The sequence below is a fragment of the Streptomyces sp. NBC_01298 genome (genome assembly GCF_035978755.1).
GTDB lineage: Bacteria > Actinomycetota > Actinomycetes > Streptomycetales > Streptomycetaceae > Streptomyces.
In genome coordinates this window covers 2,174,086-2,187,688 of the sequence record NZ_CP108414.1, presented here as the reverse complement: position 1 = coordinate 2,187,688, position 13,603 = coordinate 2,174,086, and the positions used below count along the sequence as shown (strand labels likewise).

The 13,603-nt window shown below is 68.8% G+C and carries 9 protein-coding genes; 7 read left to right on the top strand and 2 right to left on the bottom strand.

What is annotated here, in order from left to right:
- Positions 1-25: 25 nt before the first annotated feature.
- On the bottom strand, positions 26-2,746 hold the full coding sequence (gene mgtA / locus OG730_RS09835) for a magnesium-translocating P-type ATPase (RefSeq protein WP_327303879.1): 2,721 nt from the start codon (positions 2,744-2,746) through the stop codon (positions 26-28).
- Positions 2,747-3,336: 590 nt separating this feature from the next.
- On the opposite strand from mgtA, the gene OG730_RS09830 reads away from it, so the two are divergent.
- From OG730_RS09830 to OG730_RS09800, 7 genes are all read left to right on the top strand, one after another.
- Positions 3,337-4,551, top strand: a complete 1,215-nt coding sequence (locus OG730_RS09830; RefSeq protein ID WP_327303878.1) for an ROK family transcriptional regulator — start codon at positions 3,337-3,339, stop codon at positions 4,549-4,551.
- A 118-nt stretch (positions 4,552-4,669) separates the two neighbouring features.
- Positions 4,670-5,785, top strand: coding sequence for a substrate-binding domain-containing protein (locus OG730_RS09825; RefSeq protein ID WP_327303877.1), 1,116 nt, complete (start codon positions 4,670-4,672; stop codon positions 5,783-5,785).
- Positions 5,786-5,971: 186 nt separating this feature from the next.
- The gene (locus tag OG730_RS09820; RefSeq protein ID WP_112447331.1) at positions 5,972-6,760 is read left to right on the top strand and encodes an ATP-binding cassette domain-containing protein; all 789 of its coding nucleotides are present in this window, start codon (positions 5,972-5,974) and stop codon (positions 6,758-6,760) included.
- Positions 6,757-8,028 (top strand): sugar ABC transporter permease, encoded by a 1,272-nt coding sequence (locus OG730_RS09815; protein WP_327303876.1) that lies wholly within the window; start codon positions 6,757-6,759, stop codon positions 8,026-8,028. The genes OG730_RS09820 and OG730_RS09815 overlap by 4 nt, the downstream gene beginning before the upstream one ends.
- A gap of 252 nt (positions 8,029-8,280) precedes the next feature.
- Positions 8,281-10,197, top strand: a complete 1,917-nt coding sequence (dxs, locus tag OG730_RS09810; RefSeq protein WP_327303875.1) for a 1-deoxy-D-xylulose-5-phosphate synthase — start codon at positions 8,281-8,283, stop codon at positions 10,195-10,197.
- Between the two features lie 101 nt (positions 10,198-10,298).
- Positions 10,299-11,813: an amino acid permease gene (locus OG730_RS09805; protein ID WP_327303874.1), complete on the top strand. Its 1,515-nt coding sequence runs from the start codon at positions 10,299-10,301 to the stop codon at positions 11,811-11,813.
- A 20-nt stretch (positions 11,814-11,833) separates the two neighbouring features.
- On the top strand, positions 11,834-12,349 hold the full coding sequence (locus tag OG730_RS09800) for a GNAT family N-acetyltransferase (RefSeq protein WP_327303873.1): 516 nt from the start codon (positions 11,834-11,836) through the stop codon (positions 12,347-12,349).
- Positions 12,350-12,408: 59 nt separating this feature from the next.
- Here OG730_RS09800 and OG730_RS09795 read toward each other — a convergent pair whose 3' ends face one another.
- Entirely contained in the window at positions 12,409-13,485 is a 1,077-nt protein-coding gene (locus OG730_RS09795; protein WP_442814868.1) for an LCP family protein, read from the bottom strand.
- Positions 13,486-13,603 lie beyond the last annotated feature (118 nt).

The window sequence follows — 13,603 nt, the reverse complement described above, 5'->3', positions numbered from 1 at the left end:
CCCGTCCTTCCTTTTCGCAGGGCTCTTAGAGCCAGGTGCCGAACTTGCGGATGTACACGGTCTTCAGCAGCTGCGTGAGCGTGCAGTACGCCAGCAGCACGCCGATCAGCCACGGGAAGTAGCTCGCCGGCAGGGCCACGAAGCCCAGCGAGGAGGCAAGCGGCGAGAAGGGCAGGTAGAGCCCGGTCAGCACCGCGAGGACGGTCATCACCATCACCGGCCAGGAGGCGCGGGACTGGATGAAGGGGATCTTGCGGGTACGGATCATGTGGACGATCAGGGTCTGCGAGAGCAGGCCCTCGATGAACCAGCCGGACTGGAAGAGCGCCTGGCTCGCCTCGCTGTTGGCGGCGAACACGTTCCACATGATCACGAACATCGCGATGTCGAAGATGGAGCTGATCGGGCCGATGCACAGCATGAAGCGGCCGATGCCCTTGGCGTCCCAGTTGCGGGGCTTGCGCAGGTACTCCTCGTCCATCCGGTCCCACGGCGTGGCCAGCTGGGCGATGTCGTAGACCAGGTTCTGCATCAGCAGCATGATCGCCAGCATCGGCTGGAAGGGGATGAAGGCGCTCGCCACCAGGACCGAGAAGACGTTGCCGAAGTTGGAACTGGCCGTCATCTTGATGTACTTGATCGTGTTGCCGAAGGTGGTCCGGCCCTGGATCACGCCCTGCTCCAGGACGGTCAGGTCCTTCTCCAGCAGGATGATGTCGGCGGACTCCTTGGCGATGTCCACGGCGGTGTCCACCGAGATGCCGACGTCGGCGTCGCGCAGCGCGGCCGCGTCGTTGATGCCGTCGCCGAGGAAGCCGACGGTGTGGCCGTCGGCCTGCAGGGCCCGTACGATCCGGGCCTTCTGGACCGGGTTGATCTTGGCGAAGACCGTCGTACGGGCGGCCAGCGCGCGCAGTTCGGCATCGTCGAGGATGTCGATCTCGGTGCCGCCGACCACGTGGCCGACGGTGAGGCCGACATCGGCGCAGACCCGGGCGGCGACGAGCTCGTTGTCGCCGGTCACCACCTTGACCGCGATGCCCTTGTCGGCCAGACCCTGCAGGGCCTGGGCCGCGTCGGCCTTCGGCGGGTCGAGGAAGGCGAGGAAGCCGACCAGGGTCAGCTGGTCCTCGTCGGCGACCGTGTAGGTGTCGCGGGGGGTGCTCATCGTGCGGGTGGCGACGGCCAGGACGCGCAGGCCCTTGCGGTTGTTGTCCTCGGCGATGCGCGAGACGTGCCACCGCAGCTGCTCGGTCAGCTCGACCCTCTGCCCGCGGTCCGTCATGTGGGTGCACAGGGCGAGGACTTCCTCGACGGCACCCTTGGTGATCATGACGTGCTCGGAGCGGCCGAGGTCGCCCACGATGCTGTTGCGGTTGAGGACCACGGACATCCGGCGCCGGGCGAAGTCGAAGGGGATCTCGTCGACCATCGAGAAACGGGCATCGACGACAACCTCCTCGGCCTCGCCCACGCGGTCGATGACCGCCTGGTCCATCAGGTTCTTCAGGCCGGTCTGGAAGTGCGAGTTGAGGTAGCCGTACTCCAGGACCTCGTTGTCGTCGTCGCCGTGCACGTCCAGGTAGCGGTCCAGGACGATCCGGTCCTCGGTGAGGGTGCCGGTCTTGTCCGTGCAGAGGACGTCCATGGCGCCCAGGTTCTGGATCGCGTTGAGCCGCTTGACGACGACCTTGCGCTTGGACATCGCCATGGCGCCGCGCGCCAGGTTGGCCGAGACCACCATCGGCAGCATCTCGGGGGTCAGGCCGACCGCCACGGCGATGCCGAGGAGGAAGGCGGCCTCCCAGTCGCCCTTGGTGAAGCCGTTGATCATGAAGACGACGGGGACCATCACCAGCATGAAGCGGATCAGCAGGAAGCTGACCTTGCGCACGCCGGTGTCGAAGTTGGTCTCCGGGCGCTCGCCGACCAGGGAGCCGGCCATCGAGCCGAAGTAGGTGTCGGCGCCGGTGGCGACGACGACTCCGGTAGCGGTCCCCGAGGTCACCGAGGTGCCCATCAGGCAGATGTTGTCGGCCTCGACGGGGTCGGTGGTCCGGGACTGGCCGAGGTCGTCCGAGCGGGTGTCGGCCTTGGCGACCGGCAGGGACTCGCCGGACAGCGCGGCCTGGCTGACCATCAGGTCCTTGGAGGTGATGAGCCGCAGGTCGGCCGGGATCAGGTCGCCGGCGGCCAGCTTGACCACATCGCCCGGGACCACCTGGTCCATCGGGATCTCGAAGGTGGTGGGTCCGGAGCCGCTGCCGGCCCGGCGCTGCACCGCACAGGTGGTGGTGACGAGCTGCTTGAGGGCGTCGGCCGCGCGGCCCGAGCGGTACTCCTGCCAGAAGCGCAGCACGCCGCTGATCCCGACCATCACGGAGAGGATGACGACGCCCGGGTCGCCGGGCTCCTGCCAGTACATGACGGCCGCGAGGAAGACCAGGACGGCGATGAAGGGGTTCGCGTACGCCTTCGCCAGCTGGACGTACCAGCGCGGCGCGCGCTCCTGGGCGATGACGTTGGAGCCGTGGCGCTCCAGGCGCAGCGCGGCCTCGGTGTGGGTGAGGCCGTTACGGGAGGCGTCCACCTCCTGCAGGACCTGGACGCCCGGGCGGGCGCTGACCTCGGCGAGCCGCTCGCCGACGACCCGGGTACGGGCCTCCAGCTCGGCGGTCTTGCGCTCGCGGCGGGCCCGGCCCGGGGGTGCGAGCTTCGTGGGGGTACGGGGGGTGAGCATGGTCATGGCAAAAACCTCCCTCCACGGTGTCCGGGCAGCGCGAAGCCGAGCGGTCACGTGGAGTGATCATGGGTCGGCGTCAGGTGGCACGTACGGCCACGGGGCACGCCGATGGGCATGGATGACGCGCGCCCGACGGAAGCGTCAGGGCGTGCGGAAGGGGTGACGAAGATGAATGCAGAAACGCACGGAGGCGGCGCGGGGCCGCGGGCGTGCACACTCGAAGAGAGAACGGCCGCTCAGGGAGCTCAGCCGAAGAGAGCGCTGCAAGGACTTCGATCGGGACTCATCCCGAACACCTCCTTGCGTAGCGCTTGCATGACAGAGGGCGCCCGATCCGGCCGTGAAGACCGTATTGACCAGCGCCACGGCGACCGTAGCACGATCAGGATGGAGGTTTCTCTCATACTTATGACCGGTAGTAGCCGATTTCGTACTGTGGCGACCTCTTGACGTCGCGAGGCGCAAAGGCTCGACTTAAGGTTCACAAGTTGGAGAGACGCCGGGGTCTCGTGTCAGCCGGAGCACGCAGCCGCTGACGGCCCTGGCCGGGGGGCGACGGCTTGCCGTTGCTTATGGGCAGGAGTGGATGAGTCGTGCAGACTCCCGGATCGCAGTCTTCGCTGCATCGCGCCAATCTGGAGCGCGTCGTACGGGCGGTGCGGCTCGCCGGTTCGCTGACCCAGGCGGAGATCGCCCGGAGCACCGGACTGTCGGCGGCCACGGTCTCCAACATCGTCCGGGAGCTCAAGGAGGCCGGGACCGTCGAGGTCACGGACACCTCCGCCGGGGGCAGGCGGGCCCGCAGCGTCTCGCTCAGCGGTGACGCCGGCATCGTGATCGGCGTCGACTTCGGCCACACCCATCTGAGGGTGGCGGTGGGGAACCTGGCCCACCAGGTGCTGGCAGAGGAGTCCGAGCCGCTGGACGTGGACGCCTCCTGGGTCGACGGCTTCGACCGGGCGGAAGCCCTGGTGGGGCGGCTCGTCGAGGGCATAGGGATCGGCCGCGACAAGGTCATAGGCGTCGGGCTCGGGGTACCGGGTCCCATCGACGTGGAGTCCGGCACCCTCGGGTCCACCGCGATCCTGCCGGGCTGGGCCGGGATCAACCCGCGGCGCGAGCTCTCGCAGCGCCTGGGCGTACCGGTCTACGTGGACAACGACGCGAACCTGGGAGCCCTCGGCGAACTCGTTTGGGGGAGTGGCCGGGGAGTGAAGGACCTGGCCTACATCAAGGTCGCCAGCGGGGTCGGCGCGGGGCTGGTCATCAACGGCCAGATCTACCGCGGACCCGGCGGCACGGCCGGCGAGATAGGGCACATCACCCTGGACGAATCGGGTCCGGTCTGCCGCTGCGGCAACCGCGGCTGCCTGGAGACCTTCGCCGCCGCCCGGTACGTGCTGCCGCTCCTGCAGAGCAGCCACGGGCCGGAGTTGACGATGGAGCGGGTGGTGGAGCTGGCCCGTGACGGGGACCCCGGCTGCCGCCGGGTCATCACGGACGTGGGCCGCCACATCGGCAGCGGAGTGGCCAGCCTGTGCAACCTCCTGAACCCCAGCCGGGTGGTCCTGGGCGGCTCGCTCGCGGACGCGGGTGAACTGGTCCTGGCCCCCATCCGTGAATCCGTGGGGAGGTACGCGATCCCCAGTGCCGCCCGGCAGCTTTCGGTGCTCACGGGGTCCCTGGGCGGGCGGGCCGAGGTACTGGGCGCGCTGGCTCTCGTACTGAGTGAGATGGGCGATTCGACGCTTTTGGCGCAAAATGGAAGTGGAGTGCGAGCTCCCGCCGTCTTGTCTTCAGTTAGATAACGAATGGCGTCGTTGTCATCTCGTTAAGCATTCACTCCTTGACGACAAACTCGCGGCCGGGGTTGACTCACATCCACCTCGGCCGCAGTGCTGCGGCCTCGTCAGGGAGGTTCAAGTAATGAACACGCGTATGCGCAGAGTTGCCGTCGCAGTCGCCGCCGGCACCATGGCCGTTTCGCTCGCCGCTTGTGGCAGCGCGAAGGAGGCCGGCGACAAGACGGACACCGCCTCCGGCGCCGTCAAGGGCGGCGCCGTGAAGGTCGGTCTGCTCCTGCCGGAGAACCAGACCGCGCGTTACGAGAAGTTCGACAAGCCGCTCATCGAGAAGGCGGTCAAGGACCTCACCGCAGGCAAGGGCGAGGTCGTCTACGCCAACGCGAAGCAGGACGCGACCACGCAGAACTCGCAGGTCGACACGATGATCACCAACAAGGTGAACGTCCTGATCATCGACGCGGTGGACTCCAAGGCCATCGCCGGCTCGGTCAAGAAGGCCAAGGAGGCCGGCATCCCGGTCGTGGCCTACGACCGCCTGGCCGAGGGCCCGATCGACGCCTACACCTCCTTCGACAACGAAGAGGTCGGCAAGGTCCAGGGCAAGGCGCTCCTGGAGGCCCTGGGCGCCAAGGCCAAGGACGGCCAGATCGTCATGATGAACGGCTCGGTCACCGACCCGAACGCCGCGCTGTTCAAGAAGGGCGCGCACTCCGTCCTCGACGGCAACGTGAACGTCGGCAAGGAGTACGACACCGTCGAGTGGAAGCCGGAGAACGCCAACACCAACATGGCGGCCGCCCTCTCGGCGCTCGGCAAGGACAAGGTCATCGGCGTCTACTCCGCCAATGACGGCATGGCGGGCGGCATCATCACCGCCCTCAAGGCGGCCGGCGTGTCCCCCCTGCCCCCGGTCACGGGTCAGGACGCCGAACTCGCCGGTGTGCAGCGGATCGTCGCGGGCGAGCAGTTCATGAGCGTCTACAAGCCGTACGCCCCCGAGGCCGAGGCCGCCGCGAAGATGGCCGTCGCGCTCGCCCAGGGCGAGCCGATCGCGACCACCGCCACCGCCAAGGTCGACAGCCCCACCACCAAGGGCGTCCCGTCCCTGCTGATCCCGGTCGTCTCGCTGACCAAGGCGAACGTCAAGGACACGGTCGTCCGCGACAACGTCTACACGATCGACGAGATCTGCACCGACAAGTACGCGGCCGCCTGCGCCGCCATCGGCCTGAAGTAAGGCCCCCGCCGCTCGGTCCGCCGAGCGGCCCCCATGCCTGTCCTGTCCGGCGCTCCCGCCTCCATCCCGCCACCGGCGGGGCGCCGGACAGAACAGAATCGTTTCTCCACAAACAGAAACGTTTCTCTCAATCCCCCGTGGTCCTGCTCTTTTGCACGACATCCCCGCCGGTCAGGCGGCAAGGAGATGGTTCATGTGTCCGCTGCGCCCGTACTGGCGTTGCGAGGGGTCTCGAAGCGGTTCGGCGCCGTTCAGGCCCTCACCGACGTAGAACTCGAGATCCACTCCGGCGAGGTGGTCGCCCTCGTCGGCGACAACGGCGCCGGTAAGTCCACGCTGGTCAAGACGATCGCCGGCGTGCACCCCATCGATGACGGCGTCATCGAGTGGGAGGGCCGCCCGGTCTCGATCACCAAGCCCCACGACGCCCAGAACCTGGGCATCGCGACGGTCTACCAGGACCTCGCGCTGTGCGACAACATCGACGTCGTCGGCAACCTCTTCCTGGGACGCGAGCTCAAGCGGCGCGGCATCCTCGACGAGGTGGAGATGGAGCGGCGCGCACGCGAGCTCCTGACCACCCTGTCCATCCGGATCCCCAGTGTCCGCATCCCCATCGCCTCGCTCTCCGGCGGTCAGCGCCAGACCGTGGCGATCGCCCGCTCCATGCTGGGCGAGCCCCAGCTCGTGATCCTCGACGAGCCCACCGCCGCCCTCGGCGTCGAGCAGACCGCACAGGTGCTCGACCTGGTCGAGCGGCTGCGCGAGCGCGGTCACGCCGTCATCCTCATCAGCCACAACATGGCCGACGTGAAGGCCGTGGCCGACAAGGTGGCCGTCCTGCGGCTGGGCCGCAACAACGGCGTCTTCTCCGTGAAGGACACGTCGCAGGAAGAGATCATCTCCGCCATCACCGGGGCCACGGACAACGCCGTGACCCGCCGGGCGGCCCGCACCGGGGAGGCCCGCAAGTGAGCACCCAGCACATAGACCCCGTCAATCCGGCCGCCGCCCACGACGCCATACCGGCCGTGGACCCCCGCCTGCTCGTACGCGAGCAGGGCTTCGCCGGGTACGTGAACGAGTTCGGCCGCAAGCTCAAGGCCGGCGACCTGGGCTCCGTGCCCGTCGTCCTCGGCCTGATCATCATCTGGAGCATCTTCCAGGGGCTGAACTCGAACTTCCTCGGCGCCGAGAACCTCACCAACATCGCGATCACGATGACGGCCACCGGCATGATGGCGGTCGGCATCATCTTCGTCCTGCTGCTCGGCGAGATCGACCTCTCGGTCGGTTCCGTCTCCGGCGTCTCCGGCGCCATCGTGGCCGTCCTCTCGGTCACCAACGGCGTCAACGAATGGCTGGCCATCCTCGCGGCGATCGCCGGAGGCGCCCTGATCGGCTCCCTCCACGGCTTCTTCTTCGCCAAGATCGGCGCCCCGGCCTTCGCCGTCACCCTTTCGGGCCTGCTCTTCTGGTCCGGCGCCATGCTGCAGATCCTCGGCAGCAACGGCACCATCAACCTCGACTCCGAGGGCGTGGTCGGGCAGCTGACCACGTACTTCTTCTCGGACGTGGCCGTCGGCTACGGGCTCGCCGCCCTCGCCGTGGTGGGCTACTTCCTCGCCACGTTCTCGGACAACCGGCGCCGCGCGGCGGCGGGTGTTCCCTCCCGTCCGCTCGGCGAGATCCTGCTGCGCACCGGTCTCCTCGCGGTGTTCACCTTCGGTCCGGCCATGGTGTTCAACCAGTACAAGGGCCTGCCGCTGGCGATCGTGCTCTTCGTGCTGGCCCTGGTCGGCACGGACTTCCTCCTGCGGCGCACCGCCTTCGGCCGCCAGGTCTTCGCCCTCGGCGGCAGCGTCGAGGCCTCCCGGCGCGCCGGCATCAACGTGAACCGGGTCCGGATCACGGTCTTCGCGATCGCCGGCACCTTCGCGGCGATCGGCGGCCTCTTCTGGGCCTCCAAGATCGCCGCGGCCAACCAGAGCGCCGGCGCCGGCGACCTGCTGATGAACGTGATCGCGGCGGCCGTCATCGGCGGCACCAGCCTCTTCGGCGGCCGCGGCCGGACCTGGAACGCCCTCCTCGGCGTCATGGTCATCACCTCCATCCAGTACGGTCTGGCACTGGAGGGAATCGCGACGCCGATCCAGTACATGATCACCGGCGCGGTCCTCCTCGCGACCGTGGTGATCGACTCGGTCACCCGCAAGACGCAGAAGACGGCCGGGCGCGCCTGACCGGCGTGCGCGGAGTGTGACGCGGCGGTAAGAACCGTCACAGTGCCCGGTGCCACTTGATGTGGCGCCGGGCACCTGCGCGTAGGCGTGTACGTACAGATGTGCGGGAATACCCCCTTTTGGGGGGTGTGACTCCGTACTGATGTGTACAGGTATGACAAAGGTGTGACCTGACCGGGACCGCGCTTCACTTACGCCCAACTGGCGAAGATTAGACTCGGCAGACCAGCAAGCGACTGCAAGGAGGCACGGGTGCTGCTGACCCGCATCAAGGGACCGCGCGATCTGGACCGGCTCAGCCAGGAGGAGCTCGACCGGCTCGCCGCAGAGATCAGGACCTTCCTCGTCGACGCCGTCTCCAAGACCGGCGGGCACCTCGGCCCCAACCTCGGTGTCGTAGAGCTGACGATCGCTCTGCACAGGGTCTTCGACTCGCCCAAGGACAAGGTCCTCTTCGACACCGGCCACCAGGCCTACGTGCACAAGCTGCTCACCGGCCGCCAGGACTTCCGCGGGCTGCGCACCAAGGGCGGCCTGTCGGGCTACCCCTCGCGCGCCGAGTCCGAGCACGACGTGATCGAGAACTCGCACGCGTCCACCGTGCTGGGCTGGGCCGACGGCTTCGCGAAGGCCAACGAGGTGCTCGGCAAGGAGGACCACCACGTCGCCGCGGTGATCGGCGACGGCGCCCTCACCGGCGGGATGGCCTGGGAGGCGCTGAACAACATCGCCGCCGCCAAGGACCGCCCCCTGGTGATCGTCGTCAACGACAACGAGCGCTCGTACGGCCCCACCATCGGCGGCCTCGCGAACCACCTGGCCACCCTGCGCACCACGGACGGCTACGAGCGCTTCCTGGCCCGCGGCAAGGACCTCCTGGAGCGCACCCCGGTCGTCGGGAAGCCCCTCTACGAGACCCTGCACGGGGCCAAGAAGGGCCTCAAGGACTTCATCGCCCCGCAGGGCATGTTCGAGGACCTGGGCCTGAAGTACATCGGCCCCATCGACGGCCACGACATCGAGGCCCTGGAGTCGGCCCTGCAGCGCGCCAAGCGCTTCAGCGGACCGGTCATCGTGCACTGCCTCACCCAGAAGGGCCGGGGCTACGAGCCGGCCGTCCAGGACGAGGCGGACCGCTTCCACGCCGTCGGCGTGATCCACCCGGACACCGGCCTGCCGGTCTCCACCGACGCCGCCAGCTGGACCTCGGTCTTCGCCGACGAGATGGTCAAGCTGGGCCGGGACCGCAAGGACATCGTCGCCATCACCGCGGCCATGCTCCAGCCGGTCGGCCTGAAGAAGTTCGCCGACGCCTACCCGGACCGGATCTTCGACGTCGGCATCGCCGAGCAGCACGGCGCCACCTCGGCGGCGGGCCTGGCCTCCGGCGGCGCCCACCCGGTCTTCGCGGTGTACGCGACCTTCCTCAACCGCGCCTTCGACCAGGTCCTGATGGACGTGGCCCTGCACAAGTGCGGGGTCACCTTCGTCCTGGACCGCGCCGGTGTCACCGGCACCGACGGCGCCTCCCACAACGGCATGTGGGACATGTCCATCCTCCAGGTGGTCCCGGGCCTGCGCCTGGCCGCCCCGCGCGACGCGGAGCAGCTGCGCGCCCAGCTGAACGAGGCCGTCCTGGTGAAGGACGCGCCGACCGTCGTGCGCTTCTCCAAGGGCGTCGTCGGCCCGGCCGTCCCGGCCGTCGGACGGATCGGCGGCATGGACGTGCTGCGCACCCCGGCCCCCGAAGTCACCCGACCGGACGTACTGCTCGTCTCGGTCGGCGCGCTCGCCCCGATGTGCCTGGAGATCGCCGATCTCCTCGACAAGCAGGGCATCTCCACGACCGTGGTCGACCCCCGCTGGGTCAAGCCGGTGGACGAGGCCCTGGCCCCGCTCGCCGACGGCCACCGCGTGGTCGTCACCGTCGAGGACAACAGCCGCAGCGGCGGTGTGGGCTCCGCCGTCGCGCAGGCACTGCGGGACGCGGGGGTCGACGTACCGCTGCGCGACTTCGGCATTCCGCAGCGCTTCCTGGACCACGCCACGCGCAAGGAGGTCATGGCCGAGATCGGTCTGACCGCCCCGGACATCGCGCGCCAGGTCACCGGCCTGGTGGCCAAGCTCGACGGGCGCTACGACAGCGAGCCGGCCGCCACCGTCGACTGATCATCTGCGGTTGCACGTCACGGGCCGGGAGGTTCACCCTGGGAGGGTGGGCCTTCCGGCCCGTTTCGTTTCGATGCGGTCTGCCTCGCGGAGGTGCGTCGGTGAGTAGGAACCTGAACGGTCCCTTCCGTACCAAATCAGTCGAACAGTCGATCCTCGACACGGAAGAGCCGGAACACCAGCTCAAGAAGTCACTCTCCTCCTGGGACCTCACCGTCTTCGGCGTCGGCGTGATCATCGGCACCGGCATCTTCGTCCTCACGGGCAAGGTCGCCAAGGAGACCGCGGGCCCCTCCACGGCCCTCGCGTTCGTCGCCGCCGGCATCGTGTGCGCGCTCGCCGCCCTGTGCTACGCCGAGTTCGCCTCGACCGTCCCGGTGGCCGGATCCGCGTACACCTTCTCGTACGCCTCGATCGGCGAGCTGCCCGCCTGGATCATCGGCTGGGACCTCGTGCTGGAGTTCGCGCTCGGCACCGCGGTCGTGGCCGTCGGCTGGTCGGGGTACGTCCGCTCGCTCATGGACAACGCCGGAGTCCACCTGCCCGCCTCGCTCCAGGGGCCCGACGTTCCGGGCGGCCACTTCGACCTGCTCGCCTTCCTCCTGGTCCTGGTCCTCACCGTGGTCCTGGTCATCGGGGTGAAGCTGTCCGCGCGGATCACCGCGGTGGTCGTCGCGATCAAGGTCACGGTGGTGCTCATCGTGATCATCGCCGGCGCGTTCTTCATCACGAAGTCCAACTACACGCCGTTCATCCCGCCGGCCGAACCGCAGACGGGCGGCTCCGGACTGGACGCCCCGCTCGTCCAGCTGCTCTTCGGCTACGAGCCCACCAACTTCGGCGTCATGGGCATCTTCACCGCCGCCTCCGTGGTCTTCTTCGCCTTCATCGGCTTCGACGTGGTGGCCACCGCGGCCGAGGAGACCAAGCTCCCGCAGCGGGACATGCCGCGCGGCATCCTCGGCTCGCTGATCATCTGCACCGTGCTCTACGTGGCGGTCTCGATCGTGGTGACCGGCATGCAGAACTACAAGGAGCTCTCCGTCAGCGCCCCGCTGGCCGACGCCTTCAAATCCGCCGGGCATCCGGTGTACGGGGGCATCATCAGCTTCGGCGCCGCCGTGGGCCTGACCACGGTGTGCATGATCCTGCTGCTCGGCCAGACCCGGGTGTTCTTCGCGATGAGCCGCGACGGGCTGCTGCCGCGCTTCTTCTCGCGGACCCACCCGAAGTTCCGTACGCCCTACCGGCCGACGATCCTGCTCGGCGGGATCATCGCGGTCGTCGCCGGATTCACCAGCATCAACGAGCTGGCGACCCTGGTGAACATCGGCACGCTCTTCGCCTTCGTCGTCGTCGCGCTCGGCGTGATGGTCCTGCGCCGCACCCGGCCCGACCTGCACCGGTCCTTCCGCACCCCGTGGGTGCCGTTCGTGCCCATCGTGTCGATCGCCGCGTCGGTCTGGCTGATGCTGAACCTGCCGGCCGAGACCTGGCTGCGGTTCGGGATCTGGATGGTCGTCGGCTTCTTCGTCTACTTCCTCTACGGCAAGCAGCACAGCCGGCTGGGCCGGGGCGAGGGCATGACTCCGAACCCGGCACGCGAGGGCCGCTGACGCCGATCTACGGTGAGGGCATGGAGATCACCGTGAAGCTGGAACCCTGGGCCGAGGACGACTTCTGGCTGTTGCTGCGCAAGAACGAGCCGGCCATGACGGGGCACCTGGGCGGCCCGGAGACCGAGGCCAAGCTTCGGGACCGGCACAGGCGCTACCTGGCGCTGAGCGCCCGGGAGCCGGGGGCCGGGCGGATGTTCCGGGTCGTGGCCGACGGGGAGAGCGTGGGCAGCGTCGGCTTCTGGGAGCGCCTCTGGGAGGGCGAGGAGGTCTACGAGACCGGCTGGGGCATCCTGCCCGAGTTCCAGGGCCGGGGGCTCGCGGCCCGCGCGGCCCGGGCCCTCGTCGCCCACGCGGGCGTCCACGGCACCCGCCAGCACGTGCACGCCTTCCCGTCCGTCGACCACCCGGCCTCCAAGGCGGTGTGCCGCGCGGCGGGGTTCACGCTCCTCGGGGAGGTGCGGTTCGAGTACCCGCCGGGGGAGTGGCACGCGAGCGGCAACTGGCGGGCGGCACTGGGCGGCGACGGCTCTTGACGCCGACGAGCCCCGGCCCCCCATCGGGGGCCGGGGCCGCGAGCCGCGAGCGGTGTCGGTCAGCCGCCGGTGGCGGGGGACTTCTTCGCGGCGGCCGGGATCGGCCGGTCGTTGCGCAGGGCCTCCCACAGCTGGCCGGACTGCGGCTCCACGGCGACGACGCGGTTCTTGTCGATCTTGTCGTAGTCGACCGGGAGCATGATCGTCTCCATGGTCTCCGGATCCACGCCCTTCATGCTCTGGGCGAAGTCCGACAGGCCCTTGAGGGAGTCGAGTTCGGCGTCCGTGGTCAGTGCCTTGGTGCCGGCGTCGGCGAGCTTGTAGAGCCGGGCCGGGCTGCTGAGGACGTCCTGCTTCTTGATCTCGGACAGCATCGCGATCATGAACTTCTGCTGCAGGTCGATGCGCCCGAGGTCGCTGCCGTCGCCGTAACCGTGGCGGGTGCGAACGAACTTGAGCGAGTCCGCGCCGTTGAGGCGGTGCGTGCCGGCGTCGAGGTTCAGGCCGCCCTTGATGGGCTTGTCGAGGGTGACGTCCACGCCGCCTAGCGCGTCCACGAGCTCCTTGAAGCCGGCGAACTCCACCTTCACCAGGTGGTCGACGCGGATGCCGGACATCTGCTCGACGGTCTTGACGACACAGGCGGGCCCGCCCGTCCCGATGACGGCGTTGATCATGACGCGATTCGCACCCGGGATCGACTTGCCGTTCTTGTCCTTGCACTCGGGTCGCGTCACGAGGGTGTCGCGGGGGATGCTGATCGCGGTGGCCTTCTTACGGCCCTCGGGTATGTGCACCAGCATGTTGGTGTCCGAGCGCGAACCGCTGACATCGCCGTGGTCGAGCTCGCCGTTGGCGCCGGCGCGCGAGTCGGAGCCGAGCACCAGGATGTTCTGCCCGCTGTCCGGGACCTTCGCCGGCCGGTTGTCGACGCCGATCGCCTGGTCCAGGTCGACGCTGTCGATGTTCCCGTTGAGGTGGTTGTAAGCCCACCAGCCGGTGCCGGCGGCGCCGAGCAGGAGCAGGACCACCACCACCAGGACGATCTTCATGGCGCGGCGGCCGCGTGACCTGGGCGGACGCACTCCACGTCGCCCGGTGTTCCGATGGCCGGGCGGGGCGGTCTGTTGGGTCATACTGCTCGAATCCTCGGGGCCTCGGTCGGCTGACGGACGGCGCGGTGGGCCGGATGCCGCTGCACTATAGGCAGATTTTCAACTCGAACGGGAGAGCGCCTATCGTCTTCGGGGTCGG

What these genes read in the sequence shown, in the direction of transcription:
- OG730_RS09820 (WP_112447331.1), top strand. Translation starts at nt 5,972, where the DNA reads ATGGTTCATGTGTCCGCTGCGCCCGTACTGGCGTTGCGAGGGGTCTCG.
- OG730_RS09795 (WP_442814868.1), bottom strand. Translation starts at nt 13,485, where the DNA reads ATGACCCAACAGACCGCCCCGCCCGGCCATCGGAACACCGGGCGACGT.
- mgtA (WP_327303879.1), bottom strand. Translation starts at nt 2,746, where the DNA reads ATGACCATGCTCACCCCCCGTACCCCCACGAAGCTCGCACCCCCGGGC.
- OG730_RS09800 (WP_327303873.1), top strand. Translation starts at nt 11,834, where the DNA reads ATGGAGATCACCGTGAAGCTGGAACCCTGGGCCGAGGACGACTTCTGG.
- OG730_RS09825 (WP_327303877.1), top strand. Translation starts at nt 4,670, where the DNA reads ATGAACACGCGTATGCGCAGAGTTGCCGTCGCAGTCGCCGCCGGCACC.